At 72.6% G+C, this 16,850-nt stretch carries 14 protein-coding genes; 2 read left to right on the forward strand and 12 right to left on the reverse strand.

All coding sequences use genetic code 11. The annotated features are described in order from the left end of the window. Nucleotides 1-187: 187 nt before the first annotated feature. Nucleotides 188-1,156, forward strand: coding sequence for a serine/threonine-protein kinase (locus AB0H87_RS07535; protein ID WP_360141234.1), 969 nt, complete (start codon nucleotides 188-190; stop codon nucleotides 1,154-1,156). A 3-nt stretch (nucleotides 1,157-1,159) separates the two neighbouring features. Here the strand turns inward: AB0H87_RS07535 and AB0H87_RS07540 are convergent, their stop codons facing one another. From AB0H87_RS07540 to AB0H87_RS07595, 12 genes are all read right to left on the reverse strand, one after another. Further along, nucleotides 1,160-2,260 carry a glycosyltransferase gene (locus AB0H87_RS07540; protein ID WP_360141237.1) on the reverse strand — a complete coding sequence of 367 codons (1,101 nt, stop codon included), beginning with the start codon at nucleotides 2,258-2,260 and terminating at the stop codon, nucleotides 1,160-1,162. A gap of 127 nt (nucleotides 2,261-2,387) precedes the next feature. Continuing rightward, on the reverse strand, nucleotides 2,388-2,966 hold the full coding sequence (locus AB0H87_RS07545) for a TetR/AcrR family transcriptional regulator (RefSeq protein ID WP_360141240.1): 579 nt from the start codon (nucleotides 2,964-2,966) through the stop codon (nucleotides 2,388-2,390). Between the two features lie 185 nt (nucleotides 2,967-3,151). Beyond that, entirely contained in the window at nucleotides 3,152-5,260 is a 2,109-nt protein-coding gene (locus AB0H87_RS07550; RefSeq protein WP_360141243.1) for a ThuA domain-containing protein, read from the reverse strand. 61 nt (nucleotides 5,261-5,321) lie between these two features. Beyond that, nucleotides 5,322-8,150 carry a PQQ-dependent sugar dehydrogenase gene (locus tag AB0H87_RS07555; RefSeq protein WP_360141246.1) on the reverse strand — a complete coding sequence of 943 codons (2,829 nt, stop codon included), beginning with the start codon at nucleotides 8,148-8,150 and terminating at the stop codon, nucleotides 5,322-5,324. A gap of 186 nt (nucleotides 8,151-8,336) precedes the next feature. Further along, complete coding sequence (locus AB0H87_RS07560) at nucleotides 8,337-9,404, reverse strand: polyprenyl synthetase family protein (protein ID WP_360141249.1); 1,068 nt, start codon at nucleotides 9,402-9,404, stop codon at nucleotides 8,337-8,339. Further along, a complete protein-coding gene (locus AB0H87_RS07565; RefSeq protein ID WP_360141252.1) occupies nucleotides 9,404-10,810 on the reverse strand; it encodes a nucleotide pyrophosphatase/phosphodiesterase family protein in 1,407 nt (468 codons plus the stop codon). Before AB0H87_RS07565 ends, AB0H87_RS07560 begins: the two co-directional genes overlap by 1 nt. Further along, nucleotides 10,807-11,994, reverse strand: coding sequence for a metabolite traffic protein EboE (gene eboE, locus AB0H87_RS07570; protein ID WP_360141255.1), 1,188 nt, complete (start codon nucleotides 11,992-11,994; stop codon nucleotides 10,807-10,809). Before eboE ends, AB0H87_RS07565 begins: the two co-directional genes overlap by 4 nt. Further along, complete coding sequence (locus AB0H87_RS07575) at nucleotides 11,994-12,842, reverse strand: TatD family hydrolase (protein WP_360141258.1); 849 nt, start codon at nucleotides 12,840-12,842, stop codon at nucleotides 11,994-11,996. The genes eboE and AB0H87_RS07575 overlap by 1 nt, the downstream gene beginning before the upstream one ends. Beyond that, nucleotides 12,842-13,453: an EboA domain-containing protein gene (locus AB0H87_RS07580; protein WP_360141261.1), complete on the reverse strand. Its 612-nt coding sequence runs from the start codon at nucleotides 13,451-13,453 to the stop codon at nucleotides 12,842-12,844. The genes AB0H87_RS07575 and AB0H87_RS07580 overlap by 1 nt, the downstream gene beginning before the upstream one ends. Beyond that, on the reverse strand, nucleotides 13,450-14,292 hold the full coding sequence (locus tag AB0H87_RS07585) for a sugar phosphate isomerase/epimerase family protein (protein WP_360141264.1): 843 nt from the start codon (nucleotides 14,290-14,292) through the stop codon (nucleotides 13,450-13,452). The genes AB0H87_RS07580 and AB0H87_RS07585 overlap by 4 nt, the downstream gene beginning before the upstream one ends. Beyond that, a complete protein-coding gene (locus AB0H87_RS07590; protein WP_360141267.1) occupies nucleotides 14,289-15,143 on the reverse strand; it encodes an SCO3242 family prenyltransferase in 855 nt (284 codons plus the stop codon). Before AB0H87_RS07590 ends, AB0H87_RS07585 begins: the two co-directional genes overlap by 4 nt. Further along, nucleotides 15,143-16,276, reverse strand: coding sequence for an inositol-3-phosphate synthase (locus AB0H87_RS07595; protein ID WP_360141270.1), 1,134 nt, complete (start codon nucleotides 16,274-16,276; stop codon nucleotides 15,143-15,145). The genes AB0H87_RS07590 and AB0H87_RS07595 overlap by 1 nt, the downstream gene beginning before the upstream one ends. Nucleotides 16,277-16,633: 357 nt before the next feature. On the opposite strand from AB0H87_RS07595, the gene AB0H87_RS07600 reads away from it, so the two are divergent. Then, nucleotides 16,634-16,850: hypothetical protein (locus AB0H87_RS07600; protein WP_360141273.1), on the forward strand; the 217-nt coding region annotated here is incomplete at its 3' end.

Raw genomic sequence — 16,850 nt, forward strand, 5'->3', positions numbered from 1 at the left:
GCGGTCGTGTCGGCGGCCCGGCTTCGGCCGGCCGGGCTCGTGGGGTCGAGCCCGTGCGACCGGGCGGGTTGCGCCTCCCGCCCGGTTGCCGGCCGCTGTCCGCGGCTGCGGATTCACTCTAGATCGGTGTTCTCGTTCGAGGGAAGGGGCGTGTGTCCGGGCCGGCCAGGTGGGTAATGCAGATCCGATGGGCGACGAGGGCACGCGGCTGGACGGCCGCTACCGGCTGGAGCGCCGCATCGCCGTCGGCGGTGCGGCGGAGGTGTGGCGCGGCCACGACGAGACGCTGGGGCGCACGGTCGCCATCAAGGTGATCCTGGCCGACGGCGGCGTGGCGCTGGTGCGGTCCGAGGCCCGCGCCGTGGCCGCGCTGGCCCACCCGAACATCGCGGAGGTGTTCGACGTCGGGGTCTGGCGGACACCGCAGGGCCCGGCGCTGCCGTACCTCGTGATGGAGTTCGCCGACGGCCGGACGCTGGCGCAGCACATGCGGTCGGGACCCCTCGACTGGCGGATCGGCGTGCGGGTCTGCGCGGAGGTGAGCGCGGGCCTCGCCGCGGCGCACGTGGCCGGGGTGGTCCACCGGGACGTGAAACCGGCAAATGTCATCCTGACGCCGTACGGCGCGAAGGTCCTCGATTTCGGCATCTCGGTCACGGCGGGCAGCGACGACCACCTCGACGACGGCACGATCGTGGGCACGCCGGCGTTCATGGCGCCGGAGCGCTTCCACGGCCACCCGGCGGCGCCGGCCACCGACATGTACGCCCTCGGCGTCCTGCTGTTCCTCTGCCTCGCCAACCGGCTGCCGTTCCCGCCGCCACCCCGGTCCGGTGACGTGATCGCCCCGCCGCCGGTGGTCGGCCCGGCGCGGCTGCCGGCCATCGACGGGCTGCCGGCCGAGGTCGCCGACGTCTGCCTGTCCTGCCTGGACCCCGACCCGGACCAGCGCCCGACCAGCTTCGCCGCGGCCCTGCTGCTGGCGGAGGCGGTCGACGCCCGCGTGCACCTGCCGCCGCTGGCTCCTCCCCCGGCGCCGCCGGACGAGCCGGTGTCCCCGTGGACGGACGCGGCGGCCGAGGCGTCGACGGACATCGGCCAAACGCTGCCCGACGGCGCGGCGGCGGCGGTAGGGGTCGGGCGGCACCGCGCGTAACGCCTAGACCGCCGTGCGCGTCTCGATCAGGTCGACGGCCCGGACCGCGCCGTCGTGCTCGCGGATCTCGGCGCCGATCCGGGCGGCCGCCGCGCGGTGCGGTCCGTCCGCGAGCAGCGCGGCGGCGGCCGCGCGGATGGCCGCCGGGCGGGCGTTCTTCCTGATCGACCGGCCGGCGCCGAGCCGGGTCACGGCGGCGCCGATCGCGGTCTGGTCCATCAGGGGATGCATGGGCATGACCAGCAGGGGTACGCCGTGCGACAGCGCCCGGGCGGTCGTGCTGTGCCCGCCGTGGCCGATCACCAGGGCGGTGCCGGGCAGCAGCGCGCCGTGGTCGGCCCAGCGGTGGACGACGGCGTTGGCCGGCGCTTCCAGGCCCGCGGGGTCGACCGCGGGGCCGGTGGTGACGACCACCTCGGCGGGCAGGTCGGCCAGGCCGTCGAGGATGGACTGCAGCGCCCGCTCCTGACCCGGGAAGCGGGTCGTGCTGAGGCTGACCAGGACGCGCTTCGGGTCGGCCCGCGGCGGCACGGGCGCGGGCGGGTCCTGCCAGACGACGCCGACGTGCCGGACGCCGGCGGGGAAGGTCGCGCCCGGGGGCTCGAGATCCGGTCGCACGGTGACGAGGCTCAGCGCCGGCGACTCGAGCACCCGGCGCATCCGGATGCCGCGCATCCGCATGATGGCGCCGATCGGGCCGCGCGCCTCGGCGGCGAAGAAGCTCCAGAGCGTGTGCACCAGGGAGACGGTCGGGATGCCGGCGGCCCGGACGGTCTGGAGGGCACCGAGCAGCAGGCAGTCGACGACGACCACGTCGGTGGGCGCGGCCGTGGCCAGCCGCAGCGCGTCCTCGCCGATGCCGCGGTCGGCGAAGACCGCGGTCAGGTCCCGCAGCCCGGTCAGTGTGCTCCGCGGCGCCGCGGAGTCGTAGGACAGGCCGGCCTTGACCGGTTCGAACGCGAACCCGGCGGCCTCGATCGCCGGGCGCTGCGGCTCGTGCCCGAGAAAGCGCGCGGTGCCGCCACGGCGGACGATCTCGCGGGCGATACCGAGCGCGGGCGGCAGGTTCCCACCGCCGTCGACGGTGACGAAAAGCGCGTCCATCTGTTGCGGACCTCCCGAGACGTGCTGACGCGGCCGCGGCCGACGATCTCCTGGCGGGCAAGCCGGCCTTCCCGAGATCAACGCCGACGGTGGCGGGCCATCGGCGAGTCGGTGCGCGGCCATGTGGTCACGACTGCGCGAGGATCGCGGCGATCAGGGTGAGCATGCGGGCCTCGACCGTGGGGACCGGCAGGCCGCGGTCGCGGCGGAGGAGTTTCCAGGCGTAGACGTCGGTGGCTACGACCAGCACGTCGACCAGCGCCTCGCGGTCCGCGCGGCCGGCCAGTTGCGGTGCGAACATCTCTTCCACCCAGGCGCGGTGCAGCAGCTTGCCGGGGCCGACCACGGCGGCGATCCGGGGGTCGTGTTCCTGGCTGAGCATCCGCAGCACGAAGTCGCCGCGGCGCTCGTAGTGGGACACCACCGCGCGCACGGCCGCGGCCGGGTCGCCCGGCGGTGCCCGCCGTTCCTCCACAACGTCGGCGGAGACGCTCTCGACCGCGGCGTCGAGCATCCCGTCCCGGGAGCCGAAGTGCCGCAGCACGGTCTGGACGCTCGTGCCGGCGCGGGAGGCGACCTCGTCGAGCGTGATCTCGATGGTCATCTTCTCCTCGCTCAGCTCGAGCGCCGCCCGCAGGATCCGCTGCCGGGTCGCCGCCTTGGCGTCGCCCCGGGCCCGCATCGTGTAGCCGCGTCTGCCGTCCATCTCGTCATCGACCGTAGGACCGTCCGCGATTTCATGTCAATGCTGACTAACATGAAATGTTCCTGCACCACGGAAACGACAGCGACGCACCCTCCGCAGGGCAGGCGCGGAGGGTGCGTCGGTTGGAGGCGGTGACCGGCACGGGTTGTGGGCGTCCCCTGCCGGCCACCGCAGTCAAGGCACCGCTAGGGCAGCGTCCAACGCTGGTTGGCCGCGCCGTTGCAGGTCCACAGGTGGACGATCGTGCCGTCCGCGGAGTTGTTGCCACTCACGTCCAGGCACTTGTTGGAGTTCGCGTTGACCAGGGACGAGTTCGCGCCGGCCGACCAGTTCTGTGCCCCGGTCCCGTTGCAGGTCCAGAGCTGGATCTTCGTGCCGTCCGCCGTGCCGCTGCCGCTGACGTCGAGGCACTTGCCCAGCGCCCGCAGCGTCGACCCGGTGCGGGTCCAGGTCTGCGCCGCACTGCCGTTGCAGGTGTAGAGCTGGATCTGCGTGCCGTCGGCCGTGGCGCCGTTGCGGACGTCCAGGCACTTGTTGGCCAGGCCCCGCACCGGGCCCGTCCCGGTCGGCGGTGTCGAACTCTTCACGAACGTGAAGTCGTCCACATCGAACAGTCCCGTGCCGGAGCCGGTGAACGTCAGGTACACGTTCGCGGACCCGGACGGCACGTTCGTCAACGTCGTCTGGACATTGGCGTACGTGTCCCACGAGCCCGTGTTGGGCACCGCGACCGAGCCGAGCACCGTGCCCGTCGTCGACCCGTTGCGCACCTGGATCGTGCCGCCCGGGCCGCCGGACACCACGCGCGCCCGGAAGGTGGTCGCACCGCCGACGTTCACGCCGTTGTACGCGGCCCAGTCGCCCGGCTCGATGTAGCCGAGCGTCTGCCCGTTGTTGGCGCCGGCCTTGGTGAACGCCTGGACGCCGGAGCCCGAGGAGAACGACTCCGCCTGGACCGTCACGTCACCCGACGGCGGCGGGGTGCCCAGCTCCTTGATCCGGATGTTCCGGAACGAGACGTCGTCACCGGTGCCGTGGTTCTGGATGCCGATGTGGCCGGCCAGCGACCGCGCCGCGACGGTGTTCGTGAAGTCGTTGATCTTCACGCCGTTGAGGAAGATCTGCAGCCGCTCGCCCTCGACCAGCAGCTCGTAGGTGTTCCACTCCCCCGGCGGGTTCAGTGCCGCGTCGCGGGCCGCGATGTCCGCCGACTTGAACGTGTAGACCGAACCCGTCGTGCGGTCGGCCGCGTCCGTCGCGTCGATCTGGATCTCGTAGCCGTTGTCGACCGCGGACCACGGGTCGCTCGACGGCGGGAAGCCGATGAAGATGCCGGAGTTGTCGTCGCCGTCCATCTTCCAGTCGAGCTTGAGCGAGTAGGAGGTGTACTGCTTGGCGCTGTACCAGAACAGTCCCATGCCGCCGGTCGACTTGAGCGTGGCGTCGGTGTTGGTGAAGGAGCCCGGCCCGGCCTGCGACCAGCCCGTCGTAGATCCATTGTAGATCGCGGTGTAGCCGGTCTCCGGCCGGCAGTCGGCGTCGGTCCGGGCCGCCGCGTAGCGGATGCCGCCGAGCAGCATCGAGCGGAACGCCGCCTCGGTGTACGACTGCTGCGTGTGCCCGAGCCCGGTGTAGAACGACCGGCCACCGTCGAAGTTCTTGCACCAGATGATCGGGTGGTCGGCGCCCATGCCGCCGCCGGAGTACGACGACTCGTCGAGCGTGGCCAGCACGCGCGCGGTGGAGCGGACGTTGGTGCGGTAGTTGTACCACTCGTCGGTGCGGGTCCAGGTCTGCGGCAGGTGCGCGGTCGCCGCCGTGCCCCGGTTCTCCACCTTGACGTTGGCCTGCTGGATCGCGGGGTGCGAGTTGAAGTACGCGCCGACCAGGTTGCCGTACCAGGCCCAGTCGTACTCCGTGTCGGCCGCCGCGTGCACGCCGACGTAGCCGCGCCCGGAGCGGATGTAGTTCTCGAACGCCGTCTGCTGCGTCGCGTTGAGCACGTCGCCGGTCGTGGAGAGGAACACCACCACCTCGTACGGCGCCAGGCCGGAAGCCGTGAAGGTGTTGGCGTCCTCGGTGGCCGTGACGGTGAAGTTGTTGGCCGCGCCGAGTTCGCGGATGGCCTGGATGCCGGCCGGGATCGAGTCGTGCCGGAACCCGGCGGTCTTCGAGAAGACCAGGACGTCGTACGCGGCGTCCGCGGCGTTCGCGGGCCCCGCCTGTGTCGTACAGGCGATCACGGCCAGCGCCGCGGTGACCGCGCCGATGGCGGTCCTGATGAGTCTGCGCATCTGCACTCCCGGGGACGGTGCGGGGGCGCCTGGGCGGGCGCCCCCGCGGGTGGGGGTTCGCTTAAGGCAGTGTCCACCGCTGGTTCGCGGCGCCGTTGCAGGTCCACAGGTGGACCACGGTGCTGTCGGCCGAGTTGTTGCCACTCACGTCGAGACACTTACCCGAACTCGCGTTGACCAAAGACGAGTTCGCGCCGGCCGTCCAGTTCTGCGCACCCGTACCGTTGCAGGTGTAGATCTGGATCTTTGTGCCGTCGGCCGTGCCGGCGCCGCTGACGTCCAGGCACTTGCCCAGCGCCCGCAGCGTCTGCCCGGTGCGGGTCCAGGTCTGCGCCGCGGAGCCGTTGCAGGTGTAGAGCTGCACCTGGGTGCCGTCGGCGGTGGCGCCGCCGCGGACGTCCAGGCACTTGTTGGCCAGGCCGACGACCGGGCCGGTGCCGGTGCTGCCGCCGTTCGTGTTGAACGTGAACGCGTCGACGTCGAACAGCGCACCGGTGCCGCCGGAGAAGGTCAGGTAGAGCGTGGTCGTGCCGGCCGGCGCGCCGGACAGGTTCGCCGTGACGTTGGCGAACGTCTCCCACGAGCCGGTGTTGGCCACCGCGACCGAGCCGAGCACGGTGCCGGTGGGCGAGCCGGCGCGGACCTGCAGGGTGCCACCGACGCCGCCCGAGGAGACCCGCGCGGTGACCGAGGTGGCGTTATTGATCTTGTAGGGGTCGAACGCGATCCAGTCGCCGTTGTGGATGTCGCCGACCGTGCGGCCGCCCTCGGCGGCAGTCTTGGTGATCAGCGAGACGCCGGACGCGGTCTTGTAGTGCTCGGCCTGGCGGTGCTTGGGCTGGAGCGTGAACTGCTTGTGCGTGGTGAGCCCGCCGTTGTCGGTGTACTCGGCGTCGAAGATCGCGAAGATGTTCGCCGCCGCGTCGTGCTCCCCGTCGGTCGGGACGGTGACCGACCCGGAGCACCCGTTGACGGACGTGATCTGGTGGCCGTGCTGGTCGTGGCCGAGCACGTAGGTCATCTTCGCCCGGGCGCAGTTGATCGTGCCGTCCTCCGGATCACTCGCGGAGATGGTGAACGGGATCGTGTCGCCGAAGGTGAAGAGCTGCCCGTTGGCCGGGGTGGTGATGTTGACCGTCGGCGCGGTGTTGCCGACGCCGATCTGCACGCTGGCCGTGCCGGTCGCGCCCTGCGGGTCCCGCACGGTCAGCGTCGCGGTGTAGGTGCCGTTGCTGGTGTACGTCTTCGACGGGTTCGCCGCGGTCGACGTGGTGCCGTCGCCGAACGCCCAGGAGTAGGTCAGCGCACCGCCGTCGGGGTCCGTGGAGCCGGCCGACGAGAACGCGACGGTGAGCGGGGCCTGGCCCGAGGTGGGCTGGGCGCTGGCGACGGCGGTCGGTGCCCGGTTGCCGCCGGCCACGTAGTCGAAGCGGTAGAGCGCGGAGTTGGCGTCGCCGTTGAAGTAGCCGGTGCCGTAGTCGAGCACGTAGTAGGCGCCGTCCGGGCCGAACGCCGAGTCCATCACCTGCTTGCCGACCCAGGGGAACGTGTCGATCGTGCCGCGGGTGCCGTCGGTGTTGACGTGGATCGGCTTGATCCAGCCGCGGCCGAACTCGGTGGCGAAGAACTGTCCCTCGAAGCTTTGCGGGAACTTCGTGGTGGACGGGTTCGACGCGTTGTAGCGGTAGACGGGGCCGCCCATCGGCGACTCGGAACCGCCGCCGAACTCGGTCGGGGTGCCGCTGTCGCCGCCGTACTTGATCCAGGCGGCCCGGGCCGGCGGCAGCGTGCCCGCTCCGGTGTTGCGGAACGAGTTGTTGGTCGCCCCGCCGGTGCAGTTGTACTTCGGGCCGGTGGTGCCGGTCGCGAAGTTCCACTCGTTGTAGGTCTCGGTGCTGGTGTTGCTGCCGGTGCAGTACGGCCAGCCGTAGTTGCCGGCCGACGTGACCCGGTTGAACTCGACCTGGCCGGACGGGCCGCGGTTGGCGTCCGTGGAGCCCGCGTCCGGGCCGTAGTCGCCGACGTAGACCACGCCGGTGGCCTTGTCGACGCTGATCCGGAACGGGTTCCGGAAGCCCATCGCGTAGATCTCCGGCCGGGTGTTGGCCGTCCCGGAGGCGAACAGGTTGCCCGCCGGGATCGAGTAGGTCCCGTTGGCGTTCACCTTGATCCGCAGGATCTTGCCGCGCAGGTCGTTGGTGTTGCCGGCGGAGCGCTGCGCGTCGTAGGCCGGGTTGCGGTTGGTGCGCTCGTCGATCGGCGCGTAGCCGGCCGAGTCGAACGGGTTGCTGTCGTCGCCGGTCGACAGGTAGAGGTTGCCGGCCGCGTCGAAGTCGATGTCGCCGCCGACGTGGCAGCAGATGCCGCGGTCGGCCGGCACGTCGAGGACGGTGACCTGGCTGCCCATGTTGAGCGTCCAGTCGGCGTTGAGGGTGAACCGGGCGAGCCGGTTGACGCCCTGCCAGGCGGTCCAGCTCGTGCCGGTCGCGGGGGCGTCGCCGGCCGGCGTCGACAGCGGCGGTGCGAAGTAGAGGTAGATGAACCGGTTGCTGGCGAAGCCCGGGTCGACGCCGACGCCCTGCAACCCCTCCTCGTCGTGCGTGTAGACGGGGATGGTGCCGATCTGCGTGGTTGTGCCGTTGGCGTCGGTGCGACGTAGCTGGCCACCGCGGGCGGTGTGCAGGACCGAGCGGTCCGGCAGGACGGCGAGCGACATGGGCTCGCCGACCTCGGCGACGCCCTTGGCCAGGGTCACCTGCTGGAAGTCGGTGGCGCTGATGGGATGGGCCTGCGCGGCCGGTGCGGTGGCGACGACGCCGCTGAGGGCGGCGGCGACGAGCAGCAACGCGGAGCCGGCGGCTCGGCGGCGCAGCTTACGACGGTTGTCCATTTGCGACATGGACAGTCCCTTCCTGACGTTTCTTGCCAGGCAGGGCGCGCGCCGTCGCGCCGGGTGCCGTAGCGGATTCCAATCCTGTAAACCGCGGTGGACGACACAGTAAATTAGTTCAGGGACATGTGTCTATAGCTTCTGTCGCTACCGGTGCCACTTTCGCTGATCCGGCGAAAAGTTGGTCTAGAGCTGCCGGTCGACGGCCTCGGCGGCCAGGGCGGTGAGCACCGGAAGGGCCTCCGCCGAGACCGGCGCGTCCGCGAGCGCGCCGAGCGCCGCGTCCGTACGCACCTTGATCATCTGCTCGATCCGGTCCAGGGCTCCGGTGTCGATGATGATCTGCCGCAGCTCGGCGGCGCCCGCGGGATCGAGGTCGGGGTTGCCGAACAGCTCCTTGAGCCGGCGCTGCTGGTCGCGGTCGGCGCTGCCACGCGCCAGCGCCATCATCACCGTGGGCTTGCCCTCACGCAGGTCGTCCAGGATGGACTTACCGGTCACCGCCGGGTCGCCGAACACGCCGAGCACGTCGTCGCGGAGCTGGAACGCGTCGCCCAACGGGTCGCCGAACGCCGCGAGCGCCGCCAGAGCCTCCTCGCCGGCACCGGCCAGCGCCGCGCCGATCTGCAGCGGCCGGGTGACCGTGTAGCGGGCGGCCTTCATCCGGATCACCGTGAGCGCGCTGGCCACCGAGCCGTCGCCGACGCCGGAGACCAGGTCCAGGTACTGCCCGGCGATCACCTCGGTGCGCATGATCGCGAAGACGCCGTACCCCTTGTGCACCTGTTCCGCGCTCAGGCCGCACTCGTGGAACATCTGGTCGGCCCAGGCGGCGCAGAGGTCACCGCAGAGCAGGGCGGTGTTGCGCCCGTACGAGGCCGGGTCGCCCCGCCATGACGAGCGGGTGTGCAGGTCGGCGAAGAGCCGGTGCACCGACGGCTCGCCGCGCCGGCGGTCGGAGCCGTCCATGATGTCGTCGTGGATCAGGGCGAACGCATGGAACAGCTCCAGCGCCGCCGACGCCGCGATGATCGGGGCGCCGTCGGCACCCCCGGCCGAACGCCAACCCCAGTAGCAGAACAGCGGCCGCAGGCGCTTGCCGCCGGCCAGCACGAAGCGGTGCAGCGTCGTGAAGACGCCGCGCGGCGCGCCGTCGGGCCAGTCCGGATCCTGGCGTTCCAGGAACGCGGCCAGCTCGGCGTCGAACCGCGCGCGCAGCTCCGCGGCGTCCATGGGTCGGACGTCGACCGTCATCATCCCTCCTTGGCACCAGCCGGGGTCACTCCGGCCAGGCGCAGCAACAGTTCCTTGACCTCGGTCGCGGCGAACCGGTCCTGTGCGACCGTCGGATCGGAGCAGAGCAGCACGGGACCGTCGGCGGGATCCGCCGGCAGCCGGCCGTGCGACCCGCGCACCGCACGCGCGCCCGCGTCGAGCCCGACCACGCTCATCAGGTAGCGCATGCCGAGCTTCTTGCGGGCCAGCGCGACCGCGGCGCGGCCCTTGGCCTTCCCCGGGTTCTCCGGATCGAAGAACAGCTCCGCCGGGTCGTACCCGGGCTTGCGGTGGATCTCCACGAGCCGCGCGAAGTCGGGAGCGCGGGCGTCGTCGAGCCAGTAGTAGTACGTGAACCAGGCGTCCGGCTCGGCGACCAGCACGAGCTCGCCGGCCCGCTCGTGGTCGAGGCCCGCGGCTGCCTTGCCGTCCGCGTCGAGCACCTCCGCGACGCCGGGCAGCGCCTCGCAGAGCTTGCGTACCGCCGGGATGTCGGCCTTGTCCTTCACGTACACGTGCGCGACCTGGTGGTCGGCCACCGCGAACGCCCGCGAGGTCCACGGGTCGAGGTACTCCATGCCGTCCTGGGTGTAGACCCGCAGGAACCCCTCGGACCGCAGCAGGCGGTTGACGTCGACCGGGCGGGACACGTCGGTGATGCCGTACTCCGAGAGCACGACCACGGTCGCGCCGCGGCGTTCGGCGGCATCGAGCAGCGGGCCGATCTCGGCGTCGAGGGCCGCCGCGGCGGCCGCGGCCTGGGGCGCGCCGGGGCCGTACCGCTGCAGGTCGTAATCCAGGTGCGGCAGGTAGACCAGCGTCAGGTCGGGCAGGTGCGTGGCCAGCAGCTGCTCGGCCGCCCGGCGGATCCACCGGGACGAGGCGATGCCGGCGTTCGGGCCCCAGTACGTGAACAGGGGGAAGTCGCCGAGCGCGCCGGTCAGCTCGTCGTGCAGCTCCGGCGGGTCCGTGTAGCAGTCGGGCTCCTTGCGGCCGTCCGCGTAGTAGATGGGCCGGGGCGTGACGGTCCAGTCGACGTCGGCGCCCATCGCGTACCACCAGCAGACGTTGGCCACGGTGTAGCCGGGATGCACGCGGCGGGCGGCCTGCCAGACCTTCTCGCCGCCCATCAGCGCGTGGTGCTGCCGCCAGAGGAACACCTCGCCGAGGTCGCGGAAGTACCAGCCGTTGCCGACGATGCCGTGGCCGGTGGGTGGCTCGCCGGTGAGGAACGTGGCCTGCGCCGAGCAGGTGACCGCGGGCAGGACGGTGCCCAGCTCGGCCTCGAAGCCGCGCTCGGCGACGCCGCGCAGCCGGGGCATCCGCTTGAGCAGCCGTGGGGTCAGCCCGACGACGTTGATGACGACCAGTGGTGTCGGGCTCATGATCGTGCTCCCGCTGTCTCGGAAAGGCCCAGGTCGACCAGGGTGTCCCGGGCGAAGGCCAGCTCGGCGGCGATGCCGTCCGCCAGCGCCGCGTCGCCGTCCGGGCGGCGGGCGGGCGGCAGCACGCCCCAGGTGTACGTCTCGACGTCGAGGTGGTCGCAGAGCGCCGTGGGGCCGCCGACCAGCTCGCCGAGCGCCTGTTTCAGCACCGGCACGGTCGAGGTCAGCGGCGGCATCGGGGCGGCGTGCAGCGGCACGTGGTAGTGCACGCGCCAGGCGCCGTCGAGGCCGCGGTCGAGCGCCTCGTCGAGGTCGTCGGCCGCGCTGGCCGGGTCGGCGGGATCCTGTGCTGAAGCCGTCGCGGTGGACCGGGTCTGGTGCAGGAAGCGCGGCTCCACGTACTCCCGGAGCGTGTCGTGCGCGGCGACCGGGTCGGCGGCCTCCAGCGCCGCGGACACCTGCACTTTCACCACGGGGATGCCGGCGGCCCGCAGCCGGCCGACCGCCTCCGCCGGCTCCTCCCACGCGCAGGCGAGGTGGGCCAGGTCGAGGCAGACGCCGATCCGGTCGGTGTCGATGTCGGCCAGGTGCCGGACCGCCTGCGCGGTGGACTCCACGACGCAGCCGGGCTCGGGCTCGAACGCGACGCGTACCGCCCGGCCGGTCTCCCAGGCCATCCTCGCCAGGCCGGAGCTGAGCCGCTCCAGGATCCGCTGGGCCGCGCCGGCCTGCGCCGGGTCCCACGGCCCGCGCCAGGCGAACGGCAGCGTGGAGATCGAGCCGCGGCTGGCGTCGTCGGGCATCAGGTCGAGCAGGATCCGGGCCAGGTCGAGGGTGTAGTCCAGGCGGGCCGGCGTGGTCCAGTCGGGATGGTAGACGGCCTGCTTGACCACGGGGGCGTGGAACGCCTGGTAGGGGAAGCCGTTGAGGGTGACCACCTCCAGGCCGCGGGCGTCCACCTCGGCCCGCAGTTGCCGGCGCAGCCGGCCCTGGTCGGCCAGCTCGGCCGCGACCGGGGCGGGCAGCCACAGCCCGAGGCCGAGCAGGTCGGCGCCGAGCCGTTCGCGCACCCTGGTGGCGTACGTGTCGAGCTGGGCGACGATCCCGGCGAAGTCCTCCGCGGGGTGCACGTTGGTGCAGTAGCTGAGGTGGACGGTCTGGCCGTCCCGGTGGCGTAGGCGCATCAGCTGCCCCCGCGCAGGATCGAGTTGCCCTCGAACAGGTTCTCCGGTGCGGCGTCGTCCAGCTCCAGCTTGCCGGACTGGCCGTAGAACTCGACGGGGTTGCGCCAGAAGACGAGGTCGACGTCGTCCTCGCCGAACCCGCCGGCCAGCATCAGGTCGACGGTCTCGCGGGTCAGCAGCGGGTCGGAGCGGCCCCAGTCGGCGGCGGAGTTGACCAGCACCCGCTCGGTGCCGAACTCCTTGAGGATCTCGACCATCCGCGGTGGCGACATCTTGGTGTCGGGGTAGATCGAGAAGCCGGCCCAGCAGCCGGACTCCTTGACCGTCCTGACCGTCACCTCGTTGAGATGGTCGATGACCACGCGGCCCGGCTCGATGCCGGACTCCGCGACGACCTTGATGCTGCGTTCGGTGCCGCGGGCCTTGTCGCGGTGCGGCGTGTGTACGAGGGCCGGCAGCTCGTGGGCGATGGCGAGCTGGAGCTGCGCGGCGAACGCCGTGTCCTCCTCGGCGGTCATGGAGTCGTAGCCGATCTCGCCGACCGCGACCACACGGTCCTTCTCGAGGTAGCGCGGCAACACGTCGAGGACGCCGACGCAGCGCGGGTCGTTGGCCTCCTTGGGGTTCAGCGCGATGGTGGCGTGGTGGCGGATGCCGAACTGGCTGGCCCGGAAGGGCTCCCAGCCGACCAGCGAGTCGAAGTAGTCGGTGAACGAGCCGACCGAGGTGCGCGGCTGGCCCAGCCAGAACGCGGGCTCGACGAGCGCCCGCACGCCGGCGGCCGCCATCCGCTCGTAGTCGTCGGTGGTGCGCGAGGTCATGTGGATGTGTGGGTCGAAGATGCGCATCACGCCTCCTTCCGCAACGCTGTGCCGGACAACCGGTTGAGCAGTCCGATGGCGTCGGCCGCCATCGGTCGTCCGGCGGCGGCCCGTTCCTCCGCCAGCCCGGCGAGCATCACCCGCAGCTCCTCGTCGCCGCGCTCGTCGAGGCGGTCCACGATGGACAGCGGCAGGCCCATGAACACGCACTTGAGCACCGCCTGCCGCCAGGTGGCGGCGTCCAGGTGGGCGGCGTACGGGCCGAGGGCGGCGCCGACCAGGCGGGTGTCGTTGGTGCGGAGCGCGTCGTGCAGCAGCGGCACGGCCGTGTCACCGACGGGCAGCAGCGGCAGCGCCCGCAGCACGGCGCGTTTCTCGTCGGCGTCGCCGTAGCGGTAGAGCCGGTCCGCCTCGGCGGCCACCTGGTCGCCCGGGAGCGCGGCGAGGAGCAGCGCGCGGGCGGCCTCGTCGGCGGTCCAGCCGGACGAACCAGGCAGGGGTACGCGGCCGCAGGCGCGGGCCGCGCGGGGAAACAGGCGGGCGATCGCGCCCGGATCGGTCTCGACCTGGCTGACGGCCTCGTCGACCCAGCCGACCGCGGCCGGTGGCAGTGCTGCTCGCAGTTCGTTGGGTTTCATCGCGGCTCCTCTCCCGTCTCGGCGGCCTTACGGAGGAAGTCGATGGACCGGGCGGCGACGTCCGGCGCGGCGTGCGAGTGCCGGGGCAGCTCGACCGCGACGAGCCCGGTGTAGCCGGCCGCGTCGAGGGCGCGCAGCACGGGCGGGAAGTCGATCTCGCCGGTGCCGAACTCGAGGTGTTCGTGCGTGCCCCGCCGCATGTCGTCGATCTGCACGTTGACCAGATGGTCGGCGACCGCGGTGACGCAGTCCGGCACCGGGTCGGGCTCCAGGCAGCGGCAGTGTCCGATGTCGAGGGTGATGCCGAAGGCCGCCGGTGCGCCGAGGGCGTCGTGCAGCCGGCGCCAGCCGGCGATGTCCTCGACGAACATGCCGGGCTCCGGCTCGAAGCCGAGCGTGACGCCCCGGTCCTGCGCCTCCTTGAGCGTGGTGGCGCAGCCGTCGACGAGCCGTTGCCAGGCGGTGTCCGGGTCGACGGCCCGCGGACGGATGCCGCTCCAGAACGAGACCGCCTCGGCGCCCAGGTCGGCGCCGACCGCGACGGCCCGGCGCAGGAACTCGATCCGCAGGGCCGGGTCGTCGTGCAGCAGCGTCGGCGCGTGCTTGTGCCAGGGGTCGAGCAGGTAGCGGGCGCCCGTCTCGATCACCACGCCCAGGCCGAGCTCGGCGAGCCGGTTGGCGACCGCGGCGACCCGGGCCGGCAGGTCCGGCGCGAACGGGTCGAGATGGTCGTGGTCGAGGGTGAGCGCGACGCCCTCGTAGCCCAGGTCGGCGATCACCGCGAGGGCGTCGTCGAGCCGGTGGTTGGCGAACCCGTTGGTCCCGTAACCGAACCTCATGTGGCCGCCACCTTCCGGGTCAGCCGCCGGGCCAGCGGCATGGCGGCCGCGACGAGCGCACCGGGTGCGGCGGCGCCGGCGCCCGCGGCCAGCGCGCCCTGCAGGGCCGGCAGCGAGGTGATGCCGGCACCGACCGCGGCCCGAACGGTCGGTGCCGACGGATCGACGGCGGCCTTGACCTGCGCGGCGCCGTAGCGGGCGGCGTACCAGCCGGCCAGCGCCGCCGGCACCAGGGCACGCCAGCCCCGTTGCCGGCGCCGGCGGACGGCGGCCGCGGTCACGGCCGCGGTGCCGACCAGCGTCGCGACCGGCAGCGTGTGGTCGGCGCCGGAGACCTCTTTCCGGGACAGGGCGGTGACCGTGTACGTGTGCGCGGCCACCAGGAGCGCGGCGGGCAGGGCCGCCCGCGTCCGGCCGCCGGTGGCGCCGAGCAGCACGTCGAGGCCCCGGCAGGCGGCCATCACGGCCGGGCCGGCGGGGGTGTTCTTCGCCTTGAGGTCGTAGGCCCAGACCGCGGTGGCCAGCGGGACCGCGACGGTCAGGGCCCGGCGGCCGCCGGCCAGTGCGGCCATCGCGATGCCGGCCCCGGTCAGCCCGGCCGCGACGGCGAGGGCCTGTGCGGGCGCGATCCGGCCGCTGGGTATCGGGCGTTCCGGGCGCTCCTTGGCGTCGAGCTCCCGGTCGGCCCAGTCGTTGGCGGCCATGCCGGCCCAGTAGAGCAGCACGGACGACCCGGCAAGGGCGGGCGTGCGGGCACTCAACGCGCCCGCCGCCGCCGCGCCCGCCACCACGTCACCGGGCACCGAGAGCCCGGCGGGCGCCCGTACCAGTTCGGCGTAATCGCGGAGCATCAGGCGAGCCCCTTGACGAAGCCGTGCAGCAGGGACCACTGCTCGGCCAGGCCGTGCGGCACGTCGCCGATCGGGTCCTTGAAGAAAAAGGCCAGCTCGGTCAGGGGTCCCTGCCGGCCGGCCCGGTGTGCGGCGCTGGTCAGCCGCGCCAGGTCCAGCACCAGTGGCGCGGCGAGCGCGGAGTCACAGCCGTGCCAGGAGAACTCCATCCGCATCCGCACGCCGAGGAAGCCGGCGAAGCTGACGAGGTCCCAGGCGGTCTTGAAGTCGCCGAGGTCGTCGACGAACTCGATGCGGGTGTTGCCCTCCGGCTCGTAGCCGAGGGTCTCCGCCAGGACGCGCTGCTTGCTCGCGGACTTGGCGGCGTTGGGCCCGGGCGCGGCCAGGTTGGCGCCGTCGCCGCCGCCGAGCAGGTTGAGGCCGGACCAGCTGCGCACGGCCAGGTTGCGGTGGGCGAACATCGGCGCGAGCACCGATTTCACGAGGGTCTCGCCGGTCTTGCCGTCGTGTCCGGCGTACGGGAGGCCGCTCTGCCGGGCCAGCGCGTCCAGCGCGGGCAGCCGCGCGCCGGTCGACGGGGTGAAGTCCACGTAGGACGCACCGGCGGTGAACGCGGCGTAGGCGGCCAGGGAGCTGCCCGGCAGCGGCGACCCGCCGGCGTCCAGTTCGGACCGGAGCAGGTCGAGGTCGTCGTGGGCCGGGCGGGGTTCGGGCAGCGACTCGGTGGTGGAGACGTTCACGACCACCACCCGTTCCAGGCCGAGCCGGTCACGGAACCCGGTGATGTCGGCGGCCAGCGCGGCCGCGGTCTCGGCCTGCGTACCACCGGCGGGCACGACGCGGATGTTCTCTTCGACGGCGGCCAGGTCCGCGGCGACGGCGGCGACCAGCCTGGGCGGCACGACACCCGCCTCGCCGAGGGTCTCGGCCTTCTTGGCCAGGCATGTGGTCACGACATCGTGGCCACCGAACACCAGGTCGGCGATCGGTGGCAGCGCGGAACCGCGCAGATCGGGATGCTCGGTGACGCACCCGGTCGGCTCGGCGAGCCCGGCGCGCAGCGCCAAGGCCCCGACCATGCTGGTGGTCGCGACGGATCCGCGCGCTCCGACCAGCCAGACACCCGTGCTCATGGTGTCCCTCCTGCTTTCTGTGCTGGGTTTTCTCATCCCCCGTGCATGGCGCCGGCGTTGGCCGGCCGCGGTGTGTCCGGCATGGGCCCCGCCCGCCCGGGCCGTCTCGGGATGGCACCCCGGAAACGGCGTCGGAGTCGGCGGCAACGACGCCGGATCCGGACCCGGGCCGGATCGGGCGGACGGGGCTTTGGCAGGCAGGGCCGGTCGGCGTCGCGGCCCTGCCTCCCCCGCTTCATGCCGGGGTCAATGGGGTGGCGGGCTCGCGACCGGGCCGGGGGTAGGAAGGAGGGGGTGTGGCGGACGGCTCATGGTGCCCTCCGGGGTCAGTGGGCGGGCGCCATAGGGCACCGGCTCGTGGGCGCGAACGGTGTGACGCTGGTACGGCTGACCCCCTGGCGAGATGCCTTGTTCGCCAAGGTCGGTGCTGTCTTCGGTGGTGTTGGTCTGTTGTCGGCGGTCGGCTCGTGGATCTCGGCTTTCGGCTTTCGGGTGGTGCGGTCGGTGTCCGGTGCGACCGGGAATCCCGGTCCGGTCGCACCGGACGACCGGATACCTCCGGTCGACCAGATCG

The sequence above is a fragment of the Asanoa sp. NPDC050611 genome (assembly GCF_040654855.1).
In the GTDB taxonomy this organism is placed as follows: domain Bacteria; phylum Actinomycetota; class Actinomycetes; order Mycobacteriales; family Micromonosporaceae; genus Asanoa.

Excerpts from the sequence above, each read along its gene's own strand:
- AB0H87_RS07590 (WP_360141267.1), bottom strand. The coding sequence starts at position 15,143 with ATGCTCCGCGATTACGCCGAACTGGTACGGGCGCCCGCCGGGCTCTCG.
- AB0H87_RS07595 (WP_360141270.1), bottom strand. The coding sequence starts at position 16,276 with ATGAGCACGGGTGTCTGGCTGGTCGGAGCGCGCGGATCCGTCGCGACC.
- eboE (WP_360141255.1), bottom strand. The coding sequence starts at position 11,994 with ATGCGCCTACGCCACCGGGACGGCCAGACCGTCCACCTCAGCTACTGC.
- AB0H87_RS07555 (WP_360141246.1), bottom strand. The coding sequence starts at position 8,150 with ATGGACAACCGTCGTAAGCTGCGCCGCCGAGCCGCCGGCTCCGCGTTG.
- AB0H87_RS07545 (WP_360141240.1), bottom strand. The coding sequence starts at position 2,966 with ATGGACGGCAGACGCGGCTACACGATGCGGGCCCGGGGCGACGCCAAG.
- AB0H87_RS07535 (WP_360141234.1), top strand. The coding sequence starts at position 188 with ATGGGCGACGAGGGCACGCGGCTGGACGGCCGCTACCGGCTGGAGCGC.
- AB0H87_RS07560 (WP_360141249.1), bottom strand. The coding sequence starts at position 9,404 with ATGACGGTCGACGTCCGACCCATGGACGCCGCGGAGCTGCGCGCGCGG.
- AB0H87_RS07565 (WP_360141252.1), bottom strand. The coding sequence starts at position 10,810 with ATGAGCCCGACACCACTGGTCGTCATCAACGTCGTCGGGCTGACCCCA.
- AB0H87_RS07585 (WP_360141264.1), bottom strand. The coding sequence starts at position 14,292 with ATGAGGTTCGGTTACGGGACCAACGGGTTCGCCAACCACCGGCTCGAC.
- AB0H87_RS07580 (WP_360141261.1), bottom strand. The coding sequence starts at position 13,453 with ATGAAACCCAACGAACTGCGAGCAGCACTGCCACCGGCCGCGGTCGGC.
- AB0H87_RS07575 (WP_360141258.1), bottom strand. The coding sequence starts at position 12,842 with ATGCGCATCTTCGACCCACACATCCACATGACCTCGCGCACCACCGAC.
- AB0H87_RS07550 (WP_360141243.1), bottom strand. The coding sequence starts at position 5,260 with ATGCGCAGACTCATCAGGACCGCCATCGGCGCGGTCACCGCGGCGCTG.
- AB0H87_RS07540 (WP_360141237.1), bottom strand. The coding sequence starts at position 2,260 with ATGGACGCGCTTTTCGTCACCGTCGACGGCGGTGGGAACCTGCCGCCC.